The 23,074-nt window shown below is 70.8% G+C and carries 19 protein-coding genes; 14 read left to right on the forward strand and 5 right to left on the reverse strand.

Annotation, left to right across the window (positions count from 1 at the left end; genetic code table 11):
* Positions 1-91: 91 nt before the first annotated feature.
* The 3 genes from SSP29_RS29730 to SSP29_RS29740 form a co-directional block, all read right to left on the reverse strand.
* Complete coding sequence (locus tag SSP29_RS29730; RefSeq protein WP_089103919.1) at positions 92-349, reverse strand: acyl carrier protein; 258 nt, start codon at positions 347-349, stop codon at positions 92-94.
* A complete protein-coding gene (locus SSP29_RS29735; protein ID WP_089103920.1) occupies positions 346-1,824 on the reverse strand; it encodes an AMP-binding protein in 1,479 nt (492 codons plus the stop codon). Before SSP29_RS29735 ends, SSP29_RS29730 begins: the two co-directional genes overlap by 4 nt.
* A gap of 444 nt (positions 1,825-2,268) precedes the next feature.
* Positions 2,269-2,718, reverse strand: coding sequence for a MarR family winged helix-turn-helix transcriptional regulator (locus tag SSP29_RS29740; protein WP_089103921.1), 450 nt, complete (start codon positions 2,716-2,718; stop codon positions 2,269-2,271).
* A 228-nt stretch (positions 2,719-2,946) separates the two neighbouring features.
* Here SSP29_RS29740 and SSP29_RS29745 point away from each other — a divergent pair, with 228 nt between their 5' ends.
* From SSP29_RS29745 to SSP29_RS29760, 4 genes are all read left to right on the forward strand, one after another.
* A complete protein-coding gene (locus tag SSP29_RS29745; RefSeq protein WP_089103922.1) occupies positions 2,947-3,435 on the forward strand; it encodes a nucleoside deaminase in 489 nt (162 codons plus the stop codon).
* Positions 3,432-4,088, forward strand: a complete 657-nt coding sequence (locus SSP29_RS29750; protein WP_150135166.1) for a DsbA family oxidoreductase — start codon at positions 3,432-3,434, stop codon at positions 4,086-4,088. The genes SSP29_RS29745 and SSP29_RS29750 overlap by 4 nt, the downstream gene beginning before the upstream one ends.
* Before the next feature lie 166 nt (positions 4,089-4,254).
* The gene (locus tag SSP29_RS29755; RefSeq protein WP_089103923.1) at positions 4,255-4,575 is read left to right on the forward strand and encodes a DMT family transporter; all 321 of its coding nucleotides are present in this window, start codon (positions 4,255-4,257) and stop codon (positions 4,573-4,575) included.
* A 46-nt stretch (positions 4,576-4,621) separates the two neighbouring features.
* Positions 4,622-5,053: a DMT family transporter gene (locus tag SSP29_RS29760; RefSeq protein WP_089103924.1), complete on the forward strand. Its 432-nt coding sequence runs from the start codon at positions 4,622-4,624 to the stop codon at positions 5,051-5,053.
* A gap of 299 nt (positions 5,054-5,352) precedes the next feature.
* Here the strand turns inward: SSP29_RS29760 and SSP29_RS29765 are convergent, their stop codons facing one another.
* The gene (locus tag SSP29_RS29765; protein WP_245883278.1) at positions 5,353-8,031 is read right to left on the reverse strand and encodes an FAD/NAD(P)-binding protein; all 2,679 of its coding nucleotides are present in this window, start codon (positions 8,029-8,031) and stop codon (positions 5,353-5,355) included.
* A gap of 316 nt (positions 8,032-8,347) precedes the next feature.
* On the opposite strand from SSP29_RS29765, the gene SSP29_RS29770 reads away from it, so the two are divergent.
* The 5 genes from SSP29_RS29770 (at position 8,348) to SSP29_RS29790 (ending at position 14,413) form a co-directional block, all read left to right on the forward strand.
* A complete protein-coding gene (locus tag SSP29_RS29770; RefSeq protein WP_089103925.1) occupies positions 8,348-9,595 on the forward strand; it encodes a L,D-transpeptidase in 1,248 nt (415 codons plus the stop codon).
* A 246-nt stretch (positions 9,596-9,841) separates the two neighbouring features.
* Positions 9,842-10,315, forward strand: a complete 474-nt coding sequence (locus SSP29_RS29775; RefSeq protein ID WP_089103926.1) for an HIT family protein — start codon at positions 9,842-9,844, stop codon at positions 10,313-10,315.
* Between the two features lie 56 nt (positions 10,316-10,371).
* The gene (proS, locus tag SSP29_RS29780) at positions 10,372-11,784 is read left to right on the forward strand and encodes a proline--tRNA ligase (protein ID WP_089103927.1); all 1,413 of its coding nucleotides are present in this window, start codon (positions 10,372-10,374) and stop codon (positions 11,782-11,784) included.
* Between the two features lie 257 nt (positions 11,785-12,041).
* On the forward strand, positions 12,042-13,451 hold the full coding sequence (locus tag SSP29_RS29785) for a glycoside hydrolase family 16 protein (protein ID WP_089103928.1): 1,410 nt from the start codon (positions 12,042-12,044) through the stop codon (positions 13,449-13,451).
* A 122-nt stretch (positions 13,452-13,573) separates the two neighbouring features.
* The gene (locus SSP29_RS29790; protein ID WP_089103929.1) at positions 13,574-14,413 is read left to right on the forward strand and encodes a DUF3592 domain-containing protein; all 840 of its coding nucleotides are present in this window, start codon (positions 13,574-13,576) and stop codon (positions 14,411-14,413) included.
* 27 nt (positions 14,414-14,440) lie between these two features.
* Here SSP29_RS29790 and SSP29_RS29795 read toward each other — a convergent pair whose 3' ends face one another.
* Positions 14,441-15,340 (reverse strand): helix-turn-helix domain-containing protein, encoded by a 900-nt coding sequence (locus tag SSP29_RS29795; protein ID WP_089103930.1) that lies wholly within the window; start codon positions 15,338-15,340, stop codon positions 14,441-14,443.
* A 157-nt stretch (positions 15,341-15,497) separates the two neighbouring features.
* On the opposite strand from SSP29_RS29795, the gene tkt reads away from it, so the two are divergent.
* The 5 genes from tkt (at position 15,498) to pgi (ending at position 23,070) form a co-directional block, all read left to right on the forward strand.
* Positions 15,498-17,576: a transketolase gene (gene tkt / locus SSP29_RS29800; protein ID WP_167450029.1), complete on the forward strand. Its 2,079-nt coding sequence runs from the start codon at positions 15,498-15,500 to the stop codon at positions 17,574-17,576.
* A gap of 32 nt (positions 17,577-17,608) precedes the next feature.
* Entirely contained in the window at positions 17,609-18,751 is a 1,143-nt protein-coding gene (gene tal, locus SSP29_RS29805) for a transaldolase (RefSeq protein WP_089103932.1), read from the forward strand.
* On the forward strand, positions 18,751-20,319 hold the full coding sequence (gene zwf / locus SSP29_RS29810) for a glucose-6-phosphate dehydrogenase (RefSeq protein ID WP_089103933.1): 1,569 nt from the start codon (positions 18,751-18,753) through the stop codon (positions 20,317-20,319). Before tal ends, zwf begins: the two co-directional genes overlap by 1 nt.
* A complete protein-coding gene (opcA, locus tag SSP29_RS29815) occupies positions 20,316-21,251 on the forward strand; it encodes a glucose-6-phosphate dehydrogenase assembly protein OpcA (RefSeq protein ID WP_089103934.1) in 936 nt (311 codons plus the stop codon). The genes zwf and opcA overlap by 4 nt, the downstream gene beginning before the upstream one ends.
* Positions 21,252-21,429: 178 nt before the next feature.
* Positions 21,430-23,070: a glucose-6-phosphate isomerase gene (gene pgi, locus SSP29_RS29820; RefSeq protein WP_089103935.1), complete on the forward strand. Its 1,641-nt coding sequence runs from the start codon at positions 21,430-21,432 to the stop codon at positions 23,068-23,070.
* Positions 23,071-23,074 lie beyond the last annotated feature (4 nt).

The raw sequence follows: 23,074 nt of genomic DNA on the forward strand, positions 1-23,074 counted from the left end.
TCTCCTGGTGTGTGAGGGGTTCGTCCGGAGGGCTTTTTTTGGAGCGCTCCGGAGTTCGTTCCGGGTTCTCCGCGGAAATCCGGAAACCGGCTCAGGCGGCGGTCTTCGTCGTGGTCTCGACGAACGCCGAAATGGCGCCGATGCTGCGGAAGTTGTCCGGGGTCAGCGGAATGTCGTCGATCGGGATCGCATAGGTCCGGGAGAGGTGCGAGACGATCCGGACCACGCCCAGGCTGTCGACCACGCCGTTGTCGATCAGGTCGAACTCGGCGGTCAGGTCCGCCGTGTCCTCTCCGTCGAGGAACTCGGCGACCACATAGCCGCGAATCTCGTCCGCCAGGGAGGTCATGCGGGTTTTCCCTTCTGTCGTGCTGCCTTGATGAGGTTGCGGTCGGGTTTTCCGGTGGACGTGCGCGGCAGCGGGGCGTCGCCCACGTGCACGGAGGAGGGGATGGCATGGCGGGGCAGGCGCTCGGCGCTGTGCGAGCGCAGCCTCAGCGAGGTGAGCGAGGTGCCGGGCCGCCGGGTCACCTGGGCGTGCAGCCGGTAGCCGGCCTCCGGGTCGGGGATCGCCACGACGGCGGCCTCGGCGACCTCGGGGTGGGCCGCCAGGACGTTCTCGACCTCCTGGACGTTGGTCCGCACCCCGCGGACCTTGACCTGGAAGTCGGTGCGCCCCTGCAGCCAGTGCAGGCCGTCGGCGTCCCGGGTGACGAGGTCGCCGGTGCGGTAGAAGACCTCGCCGCCGCCGTCGGGGGCGGCCACGAACACCCCTTCGTTGCGGGAGCGTTGCAGGTAGCCGGCGGTCTGGAACGGTGTGGTCACGAGGAGTTCGCCGGTGCCGGGACCGTCGAGGACCCGTCCCTGGCCGTCCAGCAGCAGGGCCCGCACTCCGGGCAGCGGCCGGCCGATGGGGGTCTGCGCACCGGCGGCCGCGGGGTCGGCGTCGTAGGCGAAACTGTCGTTGGTCTCGGTGCACCCGAAGACGTTGTGGAAGCGGGCGCCGGGGCAGGCCGTGCCGAGCTGCCGCAGCAGTGCCTCCGGCAGCGCGTCCCCGGTGAAGACGACTGTGCGGACCGCGGGATGCACGGCACCGTCCTGGACGAGCAGCCGGTGCAGCATGGGCACCCCCTGGACGAGGGTGACCTCGTGCCGGGTGATCAGGTCCTGCAGGTGACGCGCGTCCGCGCTGTACTCCTGCTCGACGAGAACGGCCCGGGCGCCCAGCCGGAGCGCGGTCCACACGTCGAGCAGGGAGAGGTCGAAGTTGAGGGGTGCGTAACTGAGCAGGGTGTCCTGCCCGGTGAGGCGGAACCGGCCGGTCGCCCAGTCCGCGAACCGGTCGAAGCCGTCGCCCGGGACGGGCACGATCTTCGGGGTGCCGGTGGAGCCGGAGGTGGTGAGCAGCAGGGGCGCGGCGGCGGGGTCCGCGGTGTCGAAGTCCCGGGCCGCCTGTTCGTCCGGCGCGACCGGGGCGGTGTCGATCACTCCCCGGTCGTCGACGGTCAGTGTCCGGGAGCACCGGGCCTGCGCGGCGAGTGCCGCCCGGGCGGCGGGGCCCAGTTCGGGCGAGGGCGCCAGAACCGCGTAGCCGGCCCGGAAGGCGCCGATGAGCAGGGCGATCGTCTCGGGCGTCTTGTGCGCCGGCACACAGAGCGGCTGCCGCCGGTCGAGCCCGAGTCCGTCCAGGGCGCCGGCCAGCTCCTCGGCGAGGCCGACCAGCCGGCGGTACGTCATCCGGCGCTCGCCCCGGATCAGGGCCACCTGGTCGGGCCGGCGCCGGGCGTGCGCGGCGAGTGCGTCAAATAGGCGTGGTGATGGCACAGTTTCCCCCACTTCGTGCACCAGTCCATGCGAAAGCGACATGACAAGAGGGGTGACGGCGCTTGAGTCGCGCCATAGAACCCGCGGAGCCCGGCAGCCATCAGCTCGGCCGGCTCCGCATCACTCCCCCGTGATCGATCCGCGACTAACCGTACATGCGATGCATGCAGAGTCAAGCATGTACATATGCCCGTCATCAGTGATGCACATCACCGGCCAATAGACATATGAGAGCGTCAAGTTTGCTTGATGAACTATGTGTTTCGGGCCGTTGAAGCGGCTTTCACCGAGGCGTCACCACGCTTAAGAAAGAGCGCGCCGCACGGAGCCGGGCGTTCATCCGGGCACACCCCGCCGAGTGCGGAAATGCCGAAAGCCGTCCCGGAGGACGGCTTTCGGCAAGGGGCTTCCCGTCGGACGGAGCCGGCCGGGACGACGGCGTCGTCAGAGCGCGCTGCGCAGCGCCTGGACCGTACCGGCCAGCTCGGGGCCGGCACCGGCGGTGTTCAACGCCGCGCTCAGGACCTCGGAGTAGGTGCCGCGCGCGTCCGTGTAGCGCCGCCTGCCCTCGTCGGTGATGACGGCGTAGACACCGCGTTTGTCGTCGGGACACAGGTCCCGGAAGGCGAAGCCGGCCGCGAAGAGCCGCCCCACCAGCCGCGTCACCGAGCTCTGCCCGAGCCCGACCTTGTCGGCGAGTTCCTGCATGCGCAGTTCGCCGTCCTCGGCCTGCACGAGACACTCCAGGGCACGGAACTCGGAGAGGCCTATGCCGTGCCTGCGCTGCAGGGCCTGGGTGAGCTGGCGCTCCACGTGCGCGTGCAGGGCGAGGACCCTCCCCCACATGGCCTGGTCGGACGAGGCGGCCGACGCATAGGAGATCGTGGTCGTCATGGGCAGCTCCCTCTCAGGCGGCGCGTTGACAACAAGATACATGTTCATGCAAGCTTCAGTCCTCCGCCCGATTCTTCCAGCGGATCTTGTAGCGGCAAATAACATGCACGTACAAACAAGTATCGAGGGTCTCATGCCCAGCACCAGCGCTTCCAAGGGCTTACTCCGCCCGTGGTCCTCCCTGCGCGTCCGGCTCCGTTCGACCAGGGTCTGAGTCGAGGAGCGACGATGTCCCCTTCCGAGATCTCAGAGAGCGAGCTGACCGAGTACGCCCGCGAGGCGGTGCGGATCAGCCGCGAGCACGTCACCCAGGGCGGCATCCCGTTCTCCGGTGTGGTGGTCAACGACGGCCGGATCCTCGGCACCGGCTTCAACCGGGTGCACGAGGACGCCGACCCCACCGCGCATGCGGAGGTGGTCGCGCTGCGCGAGGCCGCCGCGAAGTACGGACTGCACGCCACCGCCGGCGCCACGCTGATCGCCTCCGGTGAGCCCTGCGCCCTGTGCTACATGGCTTCGCTGTACTTCAGAGTCGGCCACATCGTCCACGTGGCCGACCGCACGACGGCCGCACGGTACGGCTTCGACTACTCGGGGTCGTACGCGGTCTTCGCCGAGGACCCGACGGCCTGGCAGATCAAGGTCACCTCGCTGCGGATCCCCGAAGCGACGCAGCCGTTCGAAGAGTTCCTCGCCCTCAACCGGAGGCGGATGTGACCGGAACGGAAACCGGCAGGGTCGGCATCAAGGTCTGGTCGGACTACGTCTGCCCGTTCTGCATGCTGGCCGAGGGCCCGATGCACGAGGCCACCCACGACCTGGACGTCGAGATCGAGTGGATGCCGTTCGAGCTGCGGCCCCACCCGGCCCCGACGCTGCGGCCGGAGGACGAGTACCTGCCGGCGATCTGGGCGCGTTCGGTCTACCCGATGGCCCGCCGGATGAACGTGGACATCACCCTGCCCACCGTCTCGCCGCAGCCCTACACCCGGCTGGCGTTCGAGGGCTACCGGTACGCGGCCGAGCACGGCAGGGGCGCGGAATACACCCCGCGTGTGCTGCGGGCCTTCTTCCAGGAGAACCGGGACATCGGGCGGCTGGGCGTCCTCACCGCCGTCGCGTCCGAACTGGGCCTGGACGAAGCCGCTTTCACCGCGGCGCTCACGGCCGGGACCTACACCGAGGCCCACCAGGAGGCGCTGCGGACCGCCGCGGCGTACCGGGTCTCCGTCGTCCCCACGCTCGTCATCGGCGAATGCCACCGCATCGAGGGGGTCCCCTCCGCGGCCCAGATCCGCAAGGCCGTGCTCGACGCCCAGGCCGAGCAGGCCGTCGCCCGCGGTGCCGCCTGCGGCATCGACGGCTGCTGACCCCTTTCACGCGCACCGCAGCGGCTGCACAGCGCCCGGCTGCGCGACCACCCCACGCCCGGCGGACCACCGCCCGGCCGTGCCCACCGCCGTGCACGCGCCACGGCGAACCCCCGAGGAGGGCCGGCCCCGTACCGCCGGCCTCCGTCGAACGAAAGGAACGCCCATGCAGTGGCTCTACCTCGCGATCGCAGACGTCTTCGAGATCCTCGTGGCCATCGCGGCCGGCAAGGCCGAAGGCTTCAAGAACCGCAAGTGGACCGTCGTGACCCTGCTCAGCGGTGCGATCGGGACCTACTTCCTCAGCAGGGCCCTGCTGACCTTCAACGTCGGTGTCGGCTACGCCATCTGGACGTCCGTCGCCGGCGTGGGCATCACCCTGCTCGGAGCGGCGCTCTTCGGCCAGCGCCTGGACTGGCGCAAGGCCCTCGGCATCGCCGTCATCATCACCGGCGTCGTCGGCCTGCAGCTCAGCGGTGCCGCCTGAGGATCCCCGCCGTCGCCCGCCCCATCTTCACGAGAGGACCCACCCCATGTCCAACACCGGCCGCTCCTCGGCCAACTCCTGGCTCATGCTGCTCCTCGCCGGAGGGTTCGAAGTCGGCTACGCGCTCTCCGTCGGCGGAAGCCACGGCTTCACCCGTCTGACGTGGTCGCTGGTCGCCGTCGTGTTCTTCCTTCTGACGCTCTGGGCGCTGAGCGTCGCGCTGCGCGCCATCGACGTCGGTATCGGCTATGCCGTCTGGGCCGGCATCGGATCGGCCGGCGCGGCGCTGCTGAGCCCCGTCTTCTTCGACGAGGCTCTCACCCCGGTCCAGGCCCTGTGGCTGGGCGTCATCATCATCGGAGTGGTGTGGCTCAAGCTCGCCGACAGGCCGCAGAACACCCAGGAACCCGTCGACGGCCCCCAGGACACCCGGTCGGTCGCCGCCCGGCTGCAGGAGACCCAGGGCGCCGAACGCTGAGGGGCCTTCGGCCGGAGTCCGCCGCGGCACCGCCCAGGACATCGGCCGCGGCACCGCCCACGGCATCGGCCGGCGCGGGGCGCGGCACTGATCCGGGCGGGACTTCGCCGTGACACGTGCACGTCTCACATGTGGAAGCGGGCGTCGCCCGGGCCGTTCCCACCGGTCGGCGGGGCCGGCCCGTCCGGGTCAGGCCGGGTCGGCCCGTCCGGGTCAGGCCGGGTCGGCCCGTCCGGGTCGGCTGGGAAGCGGCGCCGCTTCCCGGCCGACCCGGACCGCCGCACACCCCTCCTGACCGCTCAGGAGGGCAGCCCCGCACGCAGCCGCCGGTCGCGCGGGGCGTCGGTACGGTCGAGGCGGGCGTCGAGCAGCCGCCGTGCCGCCTCGCAACGACCGTCCGAGACCAGGGCGTACAGGAGGGTCTCCTCCACCACCTCCCGCTGGGCCGCGCTGCCGCCGACCCGGCGCAGCACCGGCAGCAACGCGTCGAGCCCCCGGGCCGCCTCGTGGAAGCGCTCCTCGACGAGCGCGGCGAACGCCTCGCACAGCGGGGCCACCACCTCGCGCTGCACCTCGTCGGCGCCGGCGGCGTGATCGCGCAGGCGGCGCAGCGCGGCCAGATCCCCGGCGGCGGTGAGGGCGACCGCCGCGTGCAGGGCGGTGAACGCGGTCTGCGGCCGCTCCAGTACGTCGCGTTCCACCGCCTCCAGCACCCCCGCGACGGGGAAGTCACCCCGCCAGCTGTCGCTCACCCGCGCCCGCCACAGCAACGACCCCGAGTCGACCAGAGCCCGTACCCCGCTCACCACCCGGCCCGGCGCGAGCTGCGCGAACCACCGTTTGCGGACGGCGGCCGGGTCGTCGAGGGCGAGTTCGTGCAGGGCGATGTGCCAGGAGAAGTGGGCCCGGTGCACCGCGCCCCGGCCGCGCCCGGACACCCACCCGTCGAGCCAGTCCCGGCCCGCCTCGTGCGCCCCGGACTCGTAGTGGACGTGGGCCAGGGCATGCACCGCGTGCCCGGAGGCCGGCTCGGCGGCCAGTGCCCGGTGGGCGAGTTCGCCGGCCTCGTGCAGCCGCCCCTGCTCCTGGCGCAGGAAGGCCAGCAGCGAGGTGTGGAACCAGTGTCCGTCGTACGCGGGCGAGGTCAGGTCGAGCAGCCTGAGGGCGTCGTCGTCCTGCAGATCGCTCACCCCGGAGAACGCGATGGTCGGCACGGCCGCCGCGAGCGCCAGCGCGTCTCCCCGGTGCTCCCGCAGATGCCGTACGAGCGCCTCGTCCCCGTCGTCGCCGGTCACCCGGCGCGTGACCACGTCCACGAAGGACCGCTCGCGTTCGTCCGCGCGCTCGCGGGCGCTGCGCTGGGCGTCGGCGAGGGCGCGCGGCACGTCGACGGCGGCCGCACACTCGTGGCCCAGCAGGGCGAGGGCCGCGTGGCCGAGAGCGAAGCCGGGGTCGAGGGCGACCGCGCGGGCGAAGGCGTCCTCGGCTCCGGAGCGCACCTTGAGGACCCGGTCCAGGCCGCTGCGGTAGGAGGCGGCCGCCTCGGCGTGGGTGGAGAGGGGCAGCCCGTGGCCGTCCACCGGCCGCCGCGAGCCCCGCCGGCGTTCCGGGAGCGGCAGCAGCCGGTGGGCCAGTTCGGCCGCCTGGACGCGGATCTCGGGGATCGCCGTGGTCTCCCAGAGCTCGCCCCGGCGCGGGGCGCCCAGCGTGAACAGCGGCAGCCGGGCCCGGCCGTCGGCGTCGAGGAGCTGTCCGTCGCGGGTGGCCGCGCCCATGGCGAGCGGTCCCGGGACCGCCGTGCCGGAGGCGAACAGGTCCTGCCACAGGGGGGCGTCGAGGCGGCGGCCGGGCCCGGTGCAGTCGACCACCCAGCCCACCGGCAGCGTGGCGTCGCCGGACAACTCGACGGCGAGCGCGCCCTGTTCGGCCTCCGTGACGCGCACCACCGTGCCGGTGTGGACGTGCAGGCGCCGCGCGGTGCGGGCGCGGGAGACGTGTTCGGCGGTGGCGGGGGCCATGCGGTGGCGGTGGGTGTTCCACAGGGCGCCCTCGCGGGCCAGGAACTCCTCGCGCTCCTCGGGGGTGAGGCTGCGCCACAGCCTGGCGGTGTGCGGGCGCAGGCTGTCCAGGCCGGGCCGCCAGTCGCCGTGGGTGCGCACGGAGCGGCTCACCTGGCGGTAGACCGCGCGGCGCAGCCGGCCCAGCGAGGTGTCGTCGAGGCCGTCGAGGCCGTCGGGGGCGGGCATGGCGCCGGCCGGGCCGAGGGCGTGCGGCTGGGGCAGCAGTCCGCTGCGGGAGAGTGCGTGCACGGTGCGGCCGGGGCGGTCGAGGGTGAGGGCCAGGTCGACGGCGGTCAGGCCGGTGCCGACCAGGAGGACGTCCTCGGGGCTGTCCCGTACCGGGTCCACGGCGCCCGGCGCCCACGGGGTGGCGATGAACCGGGGCGAGGTGCGCAGGGCGGGCGGGGCCCAGCCGGCGCTCGCCCCGGCGGGGCCGGTGGCCAGGACCGCGCTGTCCACCGCCAGGGGTCCCCCGTCGGCGAGGCGGAGTTCCACCCGGCCGTCGGGGGTGCCGGTACAGCTCTCCGCGCGGGTGCGCAGCCGGCGTACGGCGACCGTGCCGTGGGCGCGGACGAGGGCCTGGCCGAGGGTGTCGGCGAGGTAGGCACCGTAGCGGTAGCGGGTGGCGAAGTCGGCGCCGGTGACGGCGGGTTCGCCGTGCCGGCAGAGCCAGCGGAGGAAGTGCCCGGGGTCGTCCGGGTAGGCGCTCATGTTGCCGACGGGAACGTTGAGCCGGTGCCGGGGGTCACGGGTGGCGTAGGCGGTGCCCCGGCCCGCCTCCGGGGCCGGGTCGATCAGGAAGAGGTCGAGCGGAGTCCGGCGGCGGTGCGCCGTCTCGCAGAGCTGGACGGCGGTGAGGGTGCCCGCCGCGCCTGCTCCCACGATGGCCACGTTGTGCCGCTTGCGGACGTCGGTCACGGAATACCTCCGGCGGTCGGCTTGCTGGTTCTTCACTATTCCGATCGGTCAGGTGGGGAAGCCAGGCCGGGAGGGCGAACTCACCGGAAACTCAGGCCGCCGGTCGGGCGTTCATACTCTGTTCACGATCGGAGGGCGGGGCAACCCGGGTTCCGGCCGACTCGCCCCGGTCCGCAGGGAATTGACCGTGACTCCGCAGGGTGACCTCCCCGCTCCTCATCGGAATCTCAGCGTGCACCCCCATGATTCAAAGGAACCACCCATAGAACGAGCGCAGGATGCCCTGACACAGGTGGACAAGTCAGGAAGGCGTGTCGTGGGCGTCCAGCACATATCGAACCGGTCCGGACGGCAGTCGGGGAAGTGGTCCCGGCGCGGGATCCTCGCCGCTCTGGGCGCGGTGCCCGCGGGGGCCGCGCTGGCCGGATGCAGTTCCTCCGCGGACGCCTCGGCCGCCGGCGGCGGCAAGGGTGCCACGGCCTCCGCGAAGTCCGCGACCAAGAAGGCGACGATCACGGTCAGTCCCGTCTCCGGCACGAAGAAGGCCGACTTCACCGCCCCGGTCGAGGTCACGGTGACCGACGGCACGCTGGCCTCCGTGACCGTCGCGGGCAACGACGGGGCGACGCTGTCGGGCACCTTCGACAGCGCGAAGACGAAATGGACGTCGGCGAAGAACCCGTTCTCCGGCACGAAGTACACGGTGACGGCGAAGGCGCAGGGCGCGACCGACGAGACGGTGGCCACCTTCACCACGAAGTCCCCCGGCGAGACGTTCATCGGCTACTTCACGCCCGAGGCGGACTCCACGTCCGGCGTCGGCATGCCGGTGTCGATCAACTTCACGCACGCGGTCAAGGACCGGGCGGCGGTCCAGAAGGCGATCACCGTGACCGCCGAGCCGGAGGTCGAGATCGTCGGGCACTGGTTCAGCGACACCCGCCTCGACTTCCGCCCGGAGACGTACTGGGCGAAGGGCACCAAGATCACGCTGAGCCTGAAGCTGAAGGACGTCGAGGGCTCGGACGGCGTCTACGGCGTGCAGTCCAAGGACGTCACCTTCCACATCGGCCGCGAGCAGATCAGCACCGTCGACCTGTCGACCAAGCAGATGACCGTGAAGCGGGACGGTGCCACGTACGCCGCCTACCCGGTCTCCGGCGGCAACGCCCAGCACACCACCTGGTCCGGGATCATGGTGATCAGCGAGCGGTTCAAGCAGACCCGGATGGAGTCCTCCACGGTCGGCCTCGGCGACGAGTACGACATCTCCGACGTCCCGCACGCCCAGCGCCTGACCACCTCCGGCACCTTCGTGCACGGCAACTACTGGGCGTCGACGTCGGTCTTCGGCAGCCAGAACACCAGCCACGGCTGCGTCGGCCTGCACGACGCCAAGGGCGCGAGCGACAGCTCGGTGGCGGGCTACAAGTTCTACGAGAGCTCGATGATCGGTGACGTGGTGATCGTCAAGAACTCCGGCGAGAAGACCGTCGAGGCCTCCAACGGCCTCAACGGCTGGAACCTGTCCTGGGCGGACTGGAAGGCCGGCAGCGCGGTCTAGGGGGGTCTAGGGGGCTAGGGGGTTCCTGAGCCGCCCGAGGCGCTGCCGGAGACGCTTCGGGCACGGCGGCGAGGTGGAGTACAGCCTGGCAAGTGACGGCGAGCCAGTCCGTTCGCACGGCCGGGCCGCGCCCCGGCGGAGGCGGTGGCCGGCCTGGTCGCAGGGCTGGGGGAAGGACGACGAGCACGAGCCGGCGGTCCGGGAACGCGCCCGGTCGGTGATCAGCGGTCGGTAGAGTCGTCGATCATGACTGATGCCTGGCAGAAGGACCGGATCGGCAGCGCGCTTCGCGGCGGGAATCCCACCGTGCTCCGAAGGCTGGAGGCCGGGTTCGCGGTGATCGGGGACGTCCAGTTCCTTCCGGGTTACTCGGTCCTCCTTGTGGACGATCCTTCGGTGCATCGGCTGTCGGAACTTCCGAAGAACAAGCGCCTGGCATTCCTGTCCGACATGGACAAGCTGGGCGAGGCCGTCGAACGCGCCTGTGAGCGGCTGGATCCGGCCTTTCTGCGAGTCAATCTGGAGATCCTGGGGAACACCGATCCGTTCCTGCACGCGCATGTGTGGCCACGGTTCCGCTGGGAGCCGGCCGATCTCGTGGGCATGCCGGTGTGGCTGTATCCGCGCGAGCGATGGAGCGACGGACATCATGCCCTCGGCCCGCAGCACGACGTACTGCGCGAGGCCATCGGTGAGGAACTGGACCGACTGGCATCCTGACCTGTGGGAAGTAATCGGTTCGCGCCCCGGTGGAGCCGCGTTCTACTCTGCGCGCCATGGCAAAGGCACCCGTTCTCACCCCCCGGGCGGACGACTTCCCCCGCTGGTACCAGGACCTGGTCGGCAAGGCCGAACTGGCCGACAACGGGCCGGTGCGCGGCACCATGGTCATCCGACCGTACGGCTACGGCCTGTGGGAACGGATGCAGCAGGAACTCGACGCCCGGATCAAGGCGGCCGGCGCCCAGAACGCGTACTTTCCGCTCTTCATCCCGCAGTCGTACCTGACCAAGGAGGCCGAGCACGTCGAGGGCTTCGCGCCCGAGCTGGCCGTCGTCACCCACGGTGGCGGCAAGGAGCTGGAAGAGCCCGTCGTCGTCCGCCCCACCTCTGAGACGATCGTCAACGACTGCTTCTCCAAGTGGGTGCAGAGCTACCGCGACCTGCCGCTGCTGATCAACCAGTGGGCGAACGTGGTCCGCTGGGAACTCCGGCCGCGCGTGTTCCTTCGTACGACGGAATTCCTGTGGCAGGAAGGCCACACGGCACACGCCACCTACGAGGACGCCCGGGACTACGCCGCACGCATCCACCGGGAGGTGTACGCCGACTTCTTGGAGAACGTCCTCGCCATGGATGTCGTACCGGGTCGCAAGACGGTCCGGGAGCGGTTCGCCGGCGCGATCAACACGCTCACCCTGGAGGGCATGATGGGCGACGGCAAGGCCCTCCAGATGACCACCAGCCACGAACTGGGCCAGAACTTCGCCAAGGCGTTCGCGACGCGGTACCTGTCGAAGGACGGCCGTGAAGAGTACGTCTGGCAGACGTCCTGGGGCTCCACGACCCGACTTGTCGGCGCGCTGGTGATGATGCACGGCGACGACGACGGCCTGCGCATCCCGCCGCGCCTGGCCCCGGTCCAGGTGGTCGTCGTGGCCGTCAAGGACGACGACGCGGTCCTGGCCACGGTCCGCGAGATCGGTGACCGGCTGAGGACGGCCGGCATCCGCGTACACGTCGACGACCGCGTTGACACGCCCTTCGGCCGCCGCGCGGTCGACTGGGAGCTGAAAGGGGTGCCCGTACGCGTCGAGGTCGGACCACGCGACGTGGAGAACGGTACGGTCGTGCTGGTCCGCCGCGTAGCGGGAAGCAAGGAGCCGACGCCGATCGGGGTACTGTCCGAGGTCCTGCCGAAGGTACTGGAGGACGACCAGGCGCTGCTGCTGGCGCAGTCCCGTGAGCGTCGCGACGACCGCACCGTCGAGGTGGCCACGGTCGAGGAGGCGGCGGAGGCGGCGAGCACCGGCTGGGCGCGCATTGCCTGGGAGACGCTGGGCGTGGAGGGCGAGGCGAAGCTCGCCGAACAGGGAGTGTCCGTGCGGTGCCTGGTCGCCGCGGACGGTTCCGTTCCCGAGCGCGACGACCAGCCGGGCAACGTCGCCGTCGTGGCCCGCGCCTACTGACCCTGCCGGAGCCTGATTCCGGCGTTCCCGGCCCCTGGATCCGGCCGACGGGCGAGGCACCGCTGACGGCTGCTTCAGCGGCTTCGTCGGCTTCACCGTCTGAACTCCGTTGAGAAACAAGGTGATTCTTTGTTTTAACTCTTGACGGCCGCAGGCACGGAGAGCACATTGGGCCCACTTTGAGAGCGCTCTCAGCCAGTCCCGGCGCTCTCGGAGGCACACCCGCGCACCCCCCTCCGTACCCGAGAGGCACCCCCATGAGTGAAACCTCCGGTATAGCCCCTGCGGATCACAGACGGCGGCGCTCGCTGCGCCGCGCCCTCCTCGCCGCGCTCGCCACCATGGGCCTGGCGGTCGCGGCCGCCGCCACCGCCACCCTGCCCGCCAGCGCCTCGGCCCCTTCCGTCCCGTCCGGCTGGAGCCAGGTCTTCCTCGACGACTTCAACGGCACCGCCGGCACCGGCGTCAACACCTCCGACTGGCAGTACGACACCGGGACCTCGTACCCCGGAGGTGCCGCCAACTGGGGTACCGGCGAGGTCGAGACGATGACCTCGTCCACCACGAACGTCGCCCTGGACGGCAGCGGCGACCTGAAGATCACGCCGGTGCGGGACTCGGCCGGCAACTGGACGTCGGGCCGGATCGAGACCACCCGTACCGACTTCCAGCCCCCCGCCGGCGGCAAGCTGCGCGTCGAGGCGCGGATCCAGATGCCGAACGTCACCGGGAACGCCGCCCTCGGCTACTGGCCCGCCTTCTGGATGCTGGGCGCGCCCTACCGGGGCAACTACCAGAACTGGCCGAGCGTCGGCGAGCTGGACATCATGGAGAACGTGCAGGGCCTGAACAAGGTCTGGGCGACGATGCACTGCGGCACCAACCCGGGCGGCCCCTGCAACGAGACGACGGGCCTGGGCAATTCGACCGCCTGCCCCAACACCACCTGCCAGTCCGGCTTCCACACCTACACGATGGAGTGGGACCGCTCGGTCAGCCCCGAGGCGATCCGCTTCTACGTCGACGGCGTCAACTACCAGACGGTGACGGCCAGTCAGGTCGACGCCACCACCTGGGCGAACGCCACCAACCACGGCTTCTTCGTCATCCTGAACGTGGCGATGGGCGGCGGCTTCCCGGCCGCGTTCGGCGGCGGCCCGACCAGCGCCACCGAGTCCGGCCACCCGATGGTCGTCGACTACGTCCAGGTCCTGCAGGCCAGTGGGAGCGGTACCACCACCCCGCCGACCGGCAACCGGGACGCGTACAGCGCCATCCAGGCCGAGTCCTACGACAGCCAGTCCGGCGTCACCGCCGAGACCACCACCGACACCGGCGGCGGCCAGGACATCGGGTACGTCGCCAACGGCGACTGGGCGCTCTACAAGGGCGTCAACTTCGGCTCCACGGCGGCCACCCAGTTCTACGCGAGGGTGGCGAGCGGCGCGGCCTCCGGGGTGAGCGGCCAGGTCCAGGTCCGGCTCGACAGCCCCTCCAACTCCCCCATCGGCAGCTTCTCGGTGGCCAACACCGGCGGCTGGCAGACCTGGACGACGGTCCCGGCCAACATCAGCTCGGTCACGGGCACCCACGACGTCTACCTGACCTTCAGCAGCGGCCAGTCGGCGGACTTCGTGAACGTGAACTGGTTCGACTTCGGCCACTGAACCGGCCGCCAGGGTGCCCCGCGAACAGGACCTCGCGGGGCACCCGTACAGACATCCGCCACTCGGCAGGCCTACGATTCGCCACCATGGGGGAATCCACGGGGGAAGCCATGGGGAAGGCTGTGGGGGAATCGAAATCCGGGCCCGCGGCGGGGGTCGTCCTGGCCGCAGGCCGTACCCGGGTGTGGGTGGAACGGGACGCGCTGCACTGGAGACGGGGGCGGACGACGGTTGCCGCGCCCGGGGCGCTGATCCGCCGGGTCGAAGTCGACGGACGGTCGCTGACCGTGTCGGTCAGCGAGGACACGCGGGCCGAGGTGACCCTCACGGTCCGGCACCGCAACCGGGACATGGTCGCCGCTCTCGGTGCGGAGATCGAAGCGATCATCGGTGACGCCGGGCCGTCGGGCAACCGGCCGCAGCTGCGGCGGCGTTCGGCGCGGGTGTGGCCCCTGCGCGTGGCGGCCGGTCTGCGTGACCGGGTTCTGCACGGCAGCCCGTGGTGGCGACGGGCGCTCTGGTACGTGCTCCTGGGTCTGCCACTGGCCGTGTGGCTGCCGGGGGACGACCTGCTCGGAGTCTTCGCGTGGCTGTCGCTTCCGGCCGGCGTCGCCCTGCTGCGCCTGTGGGTGGGCATGGCCGAGGTGGACACGTGGTGGGTGTTGCGGCGGCGGGGCGTCACCGTACGCGCGAGGTTCGCGCCGGACCCGGACAGCGAGGCCGCCAACAACTGCGTCGTCCACTTCCGCACGCTGGACGGCCGGGAGGTCACCGCGCGCCCGTCACTGCGCGGGCACCGCGACGAGATCAGATACGACCCCCAGGACCCCCAACGCGTCCTCGCACCGACGCGCGTGGCCTGGCTGGGGGTCGCCCTGGCCGCCTTCATGGTGACCGGCGTCTGGGGCGTCGCCCTCTGCGCTCCGGCGGTTCTCTGCCTGATCGAGCTGCTGCCGTTCTAGGCCGGCAGCCGCCGACCGCGGGCGTGGCTACCGCAGCTCCGCCCGGAACGCCACCGGTGTCTGTCCCGTGTGCAGATGGAAGAACTTGGAGAAGTTCGCCGCGTCCGGGAAGCCGACCGCCGCGCCGACGCGGCCGATCGGCAGATCCGTGTGGGCCAGCAGGCGCTTGGCCTCCAGGACGACCCGCTTGTCGATGAAACCCTTCGGGGTCTCCCCCGTGGCGGCCCGGACCGCGCGGACCAGGGTGCGGCGGGAGTAGCCGAGAGCGTCGGCGTAGGCGCTGACGCTGTGGTTGCCGGCGAAGTCCTTCTCCACCGCGTCCCGGAACAGGGTGAACGTCGTATCGGCCTGGCGGCGGGCCGCCTCCGCAGAACTGGCCGCGAGATGCGCGAGGCGCAGCAGGAACGCGGTGAGGGAGTGCCGCAGCACCGAGGTGTGCAGACTCAGGGGGAGGGTCTCGGTGTCCTCGTACTCGCGTCGCAGGTTCGCCAGCGACGCCTGGAGCGCGGCGAGTTGCGGCGCGTCGGGGCGGAGCAGGGGCGGCAGGTCGTAGCGGTAGAGGCCGGTCGCCTCGACGGTGGCCCGCGGCAGGAAGCCGGGCTGCATGGCCAGGACGCTTCCGCGGTACTCGCAGGTCCGCGAGAAGCGGTGCACCTGGCCGGGGCGGATCCAGAGCAGGTCGCCGGCCTGGGCCTCGTACTCGGCGAAGTCGATCATGTGGCTGACCGGCCCCTCGGTGAAGAGCATGACCACGTGGAAGTCGATGCGGTGGACCCGCTCCAGCGGGGCGTCGGCGGCGTGCCAGCGGCGGCCGGTCCCCATCGGGCCTACCTGCATGCCGACACCGCCGACGCTCAGATCCACCGGGAAGGGGAAGGTTCTGATTCCGTCACCGTCGCCTGCCCCGTTGGGCGTTCTGTCCGCCATGTCCTTCTCGTGCCGTCCCTGTCGAAGATCCGTGTCCCACTTTCACCACAGGCTGACACACTCCGACCTTCCCTCCCAAAAGTCAGACTTTTACTTTTGAACGCGTCAGGCCAGCCAGAACGCTTCGAACGAGGACTTCTTGAAGATGAGCACGAAGATGAGCACGCAGACATCGGACGGCTTCGAGTGGACCGACCTCGACCGGCGCGCCGTGGACACCGCGCGCCTCCTCGCGGCCGACGCCGTACAGCAGGTCGGCAACGGACACCCCGGCACCGCGATGAGCCTGGCCCCGGCCGCGTATACGATCTTTCAGAAGGTGATGCGCCACGACCCGGCCGATCCCGAGTGGACCGGCCGGGATCGTTTCGTCCTCTCCCCCGGGCACACCTCGCTCACCCTCTACACCCAGCTGTTCCTCGCCGGGTACGAGCTGGAGCTGGACGACCTCAAGGCCTTCCGGACGCACGGGTCGAAGACGCCCGGCCACCCGGAGTACGGGCACACGGCCGGCGTCGAGACCACCACCGGCCCCCTCGGCCAGGGTCTCGCCAACGCCGTCGGCATGGCCATGGCCGCCCGCTACGAGCGCGGTCTCTTCGACCCCGAGGCCGCCGAGGGCACCTCCCCCTTCGACCACACCGTCTGGGCGATCGTCTCGGACGGCGACCTGGAGGAGGGCGTCTCCGCCGAGGCCTCCTCCCTGGCCGGACACCAGAAGCTCGGCAACCTGGTCTTCGTCTACGACGACAACCACATCTCCATCGAGGGCGACACCGCGACCGCGTTCTCCGAGGACGTCCTGAAGCGGTACGAGGCCTACGGCTGGCACACCCAGCGCATCGAGCCGACCGCCGAGGGTGACGTCGACGTTCACGCCCTGTACGCGGCCCTGAAGGCGGCGCAGGAAGAGACCGGGCGGCCGTCCATCATCGCGATGCGCACGATCATCGCCTGGCCCGCCCCGAACGCCCGGAACACCGAGGCCTCCCACGGCTCCGCGCTCGGCGCCGACGAGGTCGCCGCCACCAAGCGCGTCCTCGGCTTCGACCCGGAGCGGACCTTCCAGGTCGACGCCGACGTCCTGGCCCACACCCACCGGGCCCTCGACCGGGGCGCCGAGGCCCATGCGGCCTGGGACAAGCGCATCGCCGAGTGGCGCACCGGGAACGAGGAGCACGCGCGGCTCTTCGACCGGGTCGTGGCCGGCCAGCTCCCCGAGGGCTGGGAATCCCAGATCCCCGTCTTCGAGGAGGGCGCGTCCGTCGCCACCCGCGCCGCCTCCGGCAAGGTCCTGCAGGCGCTCGGCCCGGTGCTGCCCGAGCTGTGGGGCGGTTCGGCCGACCTCGCGGGCTCGAACAACACCACCATCGACAAGGCGTCCTCCTTCCTGCCGAAGGGCAACCCGCTGCCCGAGGCGAACCCGTACGGCCGTACCGTCCACTTCGGTATCCGCGAGTTCTCGATGGCCGCCGAGATGAACGGCATCGCCCTGCACGGCAACACCCGCATCTACGGCGGCACCTTCCTGGTGTTCTCCGACTACATGCGCAACGCCGTCCGCATGTCGGCGCTCATGCAGCTGCCGGTGACGTACGTCTGGACGCACGACTCGATCGGGCTCGGCGAGGACGGCCCGACCCACCAGCCGGTCGAGCACCTGGCCGCGCTGCGCGCCATCCCGGGCCTGAACGTCGTCCGCCCGGCCGACGCCAACGAGACCGCGGCCGCCTGGGCCGAGATCCTGAAGAGGCACGCCACGCACCCGGCCCCGCACGGGCTCGCGCTGACCCGCCAGGGCGTGCCGACATACGCGCCGAACCCGGACGCGGCCAAGGGCGGCTATGTGCTGCGCGAGTCGTCGACCGAGACCCCGGAGGTGGTCCTGATCGCCACCGGTTCCGAGGTGCATCTGGCCGTCGAGGCGCGCGACCTCCTGGAGGCCGAGGGGGTCGGCACCCGGGTGGTGTCGATGCCGTCCGTGGAGTGGTTCGAGGAGCAGCCCCGCGAGTACCGCGACAGCGTCCTGCCGCCGGCCGTGAAGGCGCGGGTCGCCGTCGAGGCCGGGATCGGCCTGACCTGGTACCGCTTCGTCGGCGACGCCGGCCGGATCGTCTCCCTGGAGCACTTCGGTGCCTCCGCCGACGCGAAGACCCTGTTCGCCGAGTTCGGCTTCACCGCCGAGAACGTGGCCGCACGGGCCCGCGAGTCCCTCGCCGCCACCCGTACCGCCTGATCCACCAGCCAGAAACAGTTCAGAAGAGGAAGATGATCACTGTGACCGAAGCAACCGCCACCGCGGGAGCACTCAAGCGCCTCTCCGACGAGGGCGTCTCGATCTGGCTGGACGACCTGTCGCGCAAGCGGATCAGCACCGGCAACCTCGCCGAGCTGGTCGCCACGAAGAACGTCGTCGGCGTCACCACCAACCCCTCGATCTTCCAGGCCGCCATCGGCTCCGGCGAGGGGTACGAGGAGCAGCTCGCCGACCTGGCCGTGCGGGGGGTCACGGTCGACGAGGCCGTGCGGATGATGACCACGCGGGATGTGCGGGCCGCGGCCGATATCCTGCATTCTGTATACGATGTGTCACATGGCACCGACGGCCGGGTGTCCATCGAGGTCGACCCCCGCCTCGCCCACGACACCGCCGCCACCGTCGCCGAGGCCAAGCAGCTCTTCTGGCTGGTCGACCGCCCCAACGTGATGATCAAGATCCCGGCGACCAAGGCCGGCCTCCCGGCGATCACCGCGGTCGTCGCCGAGGGCATCAGCGTCAACGTGACGCTGATCTTCTCCCTGGAGCGCTACCGCGAGGTCATGGCCGCCTACCTGGCCGGCCTGGAGCAGGCCGCCGCCAAGGGCCTGGACCTCTCCACGATCCACTCCGTGGCCTCCTTCTTCGTCTCCCGCGTCGACAGCGAGATCGACAAGCGCCTGACCGTCATCGGCACGGACGAGGCGCTCGCGCTCAAGGGCAGGGCGGCGCTGGCGAACGCGCGGCTGGCCTACGCGGCGTACGAAGAGGTCTTCAGGGGCGACCGCTGGACCGCGCTCGCCGGGGCGAAGGCCAACAAGCAGCGCCCGCTGTGGGCCTCCACCGGCGTCAAGGACCCGGCGTACAAGGACACCCTCTACGTCGACGAGCTGGTCGCTCCGGGCACCGTCAACACCATGCCGGAGGCGACGCTGAACGCGACCGCCGACCACGGTGACATCCACGGCGACACGGTGACCGGCGGCTACGCCCAGGCCCGTGCGGATCTGGAGGCGGTGGAGCGGCTCGGCATCTCCTACGACGAGGTCGTGGGCAAGCTGGAGGACGAGGGCGTCGCCAAGTTCGAGGTGGCCTGGCAGGACCTGCTGGACGCCGTCACGAAGTCCCTGGACAGCAAGGGAGTTGAGGCGTAATGAGCGAGACCGCCAAGGAGGTGCGGGTGCCGGTGGTGCCCGCCGCCGACTGGGACAACCCGTTGCGCGACGCGCGCGACCGGCGGCTGCCGCGGGTCGCGGGCCCGTCGGGCCTGGTCATCTTCGGCGTGACCGGTGACCTGTCCCGCAAGAAGCTGATGCCGGCCGTCTACGACCTGGCCAACCGCGGGCTGCTGCCGCCGGGCTTCTCGCTCGTCGGCTTCGCCCGCCGGGACTGGGCCGACCAGGACTTCGCGCAGGTCGTCCACGACGCGGTGCGCGAGCATTCCCGGACCCCGTTCCGCGAGGAGGTCTGGCAGCAGCTCGCCGAGGGCATGCGGTTCATCCCCGGCGACTTCGACGACGACACCGCGTTCAAGCAGCTCAAGTCGGCCGTGGACGAGCTGGACTCGTCCCGGGGCACCGGCGGCAACTTCGCGTTCTACCTCTCCGTGCCGCCGAAGTTCTTCCCGAAGGTCGTGCAGCAGCTGAAGAAGGTCGGCCTGGCGACCCCGCCGGCCGGGTCCTGGCGGCGGGCGGTCATCGAGAAGCCGTTCGGCCACGACCTGGCCTCGGCACAGGACCTGAACGCGGTCGTCCACGACGTGTTCGACCCGGACCAGGTGTTCCGGATCGACCACTACCTGGGCAAGGAGACCGTCCAGAACATCCTGGCGCTGCGCTTCGCCAACCAGATGTACGAGCCGATCTGGAACCGCTCGTACGTCGACCACGTGCAGATCACCATGGCCGAGGACATCGGTATCGGCGGCCGGGCGGGCTACTACGACGGCATCGGCTCGGCCCGTGACGTCATCCAGAACCACCTGCTCCAGCTGATGGCCCTCACGGCGATGGAGGAGCCGATCGCGTTCGACGCGGACGCGCTGCTCACCGAGAAGCTGAAGGTCCTGAAGTCGGTGCGGCTGCCCGAGGACCTGGGCAGGCACACCGTGCGCGGGCAGTACGCCGAGGGCTGGCAGGGCGGCGAGAAGGTGATCGGCTACCTCGAAGAGGACGGCATCGACCCCAGGTCGAAGACCGACACCTACGCGGCCGTCAAACTCGGCATCGACAACCGCCGCTGGGCGGGCGTCCCCTTCTACCTGCGCACCGGCAAGCGGCTCGGCCGGCGGGTCACCGAGATCGCGGTGGTGTTCACGCGGGCCCCGCACTCTCCCTTCGACTCCACGGCCACCGAGGAACTCGGCGCGAACGCGATCGTCATCCGCGTCCAGCCCGACGAGGGCATGACCGTCCGGTTCGGCTCCAAGGTGCCGGGCACCTCGATGGAGATCCGGGACGTGACGATGGACTTCGCCTACGGCGAGTCGTTCACGGAGTCCAGCCCGGAGGCGTACGAGCGGCTCATCCTGGATGTGCTGCTCGGCGACGCCAATTTGTTCCCTCGTCACCAGGAAGTGGAAGAGTCCTGGAAGATCCTCGACCCGATCGAGACGTACTGGGCAAAGCATGGTAAGCCCGCACAGTACGAGTCGGGCAGCTGGGGACCGCAGGAAGCCGACGAGATGCTCGCACGAGACGGACGGAGCTGGCGCAGGCCATGAAGATCGACCTGACCGACACCACGGCAAGCAAGATCAACAAGGCGCTGGTGCAGGGTCGCCGCGCCATCGGAACCCCTGCCGTGGGCATGGTCCTGACGATGGTGATCGTCACGGACGAGGAGAACGCCTACGACTCGATCAAGGCGGCCGAGGAGGCCTCGCACGAGCACCCCTCGCGCACCCTGGTCGTCATCAAGCGGCACGCCCGCACCCTGCGCGACCGCACCACCTCCCGTCTGGACGCCGAGGTCCGGGTCGGCTCCGAGGCCGGCACCGGCGAGACGGTCGTGCTGCGCACCTACGGCGAGGTCTCCGACCACGCCGACTCGGTGGTGCTGCCGCTGCTGCTGCCGGACGCCCCGGTGGTCGTGTGGTGGCCGGTGGAGGCCCCGGAGACCCCCTCCAAGGACCCGCTGGGCGCGCTGGCCCAGCGCAGGATCACCGACCTGTACGCGGTCGAGCGGCCGATGCAGGTCCTGGAGACCCGTGCCCGCAACTACGCGCCCGGTGACACCGACCTGGCCTGGACCCGGCTCACCCTGTGGCGGTCCATGCTGGCCGCCGCCCTCGACCAGGCCCGGGCCGACGTGACCACGGCGGCCGTCGAGGCCGAGGCGGACAACCCGAGCGCCGAACTCCTGGCCCGCTGGCTGGAGGCACGGCTGAAGGTGAAGGTGGACCGCGTGGTCTCCCCCGGCCCGGTCGTCACGAAGGTACGGCTCGGCACCGCCACCGGCGAGATCGTCATCGACCGCCCCGAGGGCCCGCTGGCCAGCCTGACCCTGCCGGGCCAGCCGCCGCGCACCCTCGCCCTGAAGGTCCGCCCCACCTCCGAACTCATCGCCGAGGAACTGCGCCGCCTCGACGCCGACGAGATGTACGCCATCGCCCTGCGCGGCGAGGGGGTGTCTGATGGATCAGGCCGGCCCTGAATGACATTGCGATGCAGCCAAGCCGAGCGGGGGCTGGTGCGTGCAGCTGCAAGGCGGAGGAGGGAGTCGACGCGGAGCGTCGGCGACCGACGACAACGCCGCAGATGTGCGTGCCAGGCCTCGCGACTCCGGCAAGATCCATCAGACGCCCCCTGGGGCACCAAGGAGACCGTCTCCCATGCCTGACACCCCCGAGCTCACCCGGCGGCCCGAGTGGGCCGCCCTGGAGGACCACCGGGCCGAAGGACAGCCCGTCCTGCGTGAGCTGTTCGCGGCCGACCCGGCGCGCGCCGAGCGGTACGTCGTACGGGTCGGCGACCTGTACATCGACTACAGCAAGCACCTGATCACGGACAAGACCCTCGCCCTGCTCCAGGAACTGGCCACCGCCACCGGCGTGTTCGGGCTGCGGGACGCCATGTTCCGCGGCGAGAAGATCAACATCACCGAGCGGCGGGCGGTCCTGCACACCGCCCTGCGCGCCCCGCGCGACGCGGTGGTCGAGGTGGACGGTGTCGATGTCGTCCCGGCCGTGCACGCCGTCCTCGACAAGATGGGCCACTTCGCCGAGCGGGTCCGCTCCGGCGAGTGGACCGGCCACACCGGCAAGCGCATCCGGAACGTCGTCAACATCGGCATCGGCGGCTCGGACCTCGGTCCTGCGATGGCCTACGAGGCGCTGCGCGCCTTCACGGCACGGGAGTTGACGTTCCGTTTCGTGTCCAACGTGGACGGCGCCGACCTGCACGAGGCGACCCGTGACCTGGACCCGGCGGAGACGCTGTTCATCGTCGCGTCGAAGACGTTCACCACGATCGAGACGATCACCAACGCGACCTCGGCCCGCACCTGGCTCCTTGACGGGCTCGGCGGCGACGAAAAGGCCGTGGCCAAGCACTTCGTGGCCCTCTCCACGAACGCCGGCAAGGTGACGGAGTTCGGCATCGACCCGGACAACATGTTCGAGTTCTGGGACTGGGTCGGCGGCCGCTACTCGTACGACTCCGCCATCGGCCTCTCGCTGATGATCGCCATCGGCCCGGACCGGTTCCGTGAGATGCTCGACGGCTTCCACCTCGTCGACGAGCACTTCCGCACCGCCCCCGCCGAGGCCAACGCGCCTTTGCTGCTGGGCCTGCTGGGCGTCTGGTACGGCAACTTCCACGACGCCCAGTCGCACGCGGTGCTGCCGTACTCGCACTACCTCTCCAAGTTCACCGCCTACCTGCAGCAGCTGGACATGGAGTCCAACGGCAAGTCGGTGGACCGGGACGGCCGTCCGGTGGACTGGCAGACGGGTCCCGTGGTGTGGGGCACGCCCGGCACCAACGGGCAGCACGCGTACTACCAGTTGATCCACCAGGGCACCAAGCTGATCCCGGCGGACTTCATCGGCTTCGCCGAGCCGGTCGCCGAGCTCAGCGGCGAACTCCAGGCGCAGCACGACCTGCTGATGGCGAACTTCTTCGCCCAGACGCAGGCGCTGGCCTTCGGCAAGACGGCGGAGGAGGTCCGCGCGGAGGGCGTGGCCGAGGAGCAGGTGGCGCACCGCACCTTCAGGGGCAACCACCCCACCACCACGATCCTGGCCCGCGAGCTGACCCCGTCGGTCCTCGGCCAGCTCGTCGCCCTCTACGAGCACAAGGTCTTCGTGCAGGGCGCGATCTGGAACATCGACTCCTTCGACCAGTGGGGCGTGGAGCTGGGCAAGGTGCTCGCCAAGCGCATCGAGCCCGCGCTCACCGAAGGCGCCGACGTACCCGGCCTCGACGCGTCCACCACCGCTCTCGTCTCGACGTACCGCACGCTTAGGAAGTGAATGA

This window comes from Streptomyces hyaluromycini (genome assembly GCF_002217755.1).
Lineage (GTDB): Bacteria > Actinomycetota > Actinomycetes > Streptomycetales > Streptomycetaceae > Streptomyces > Streptomyces hyaluromycini.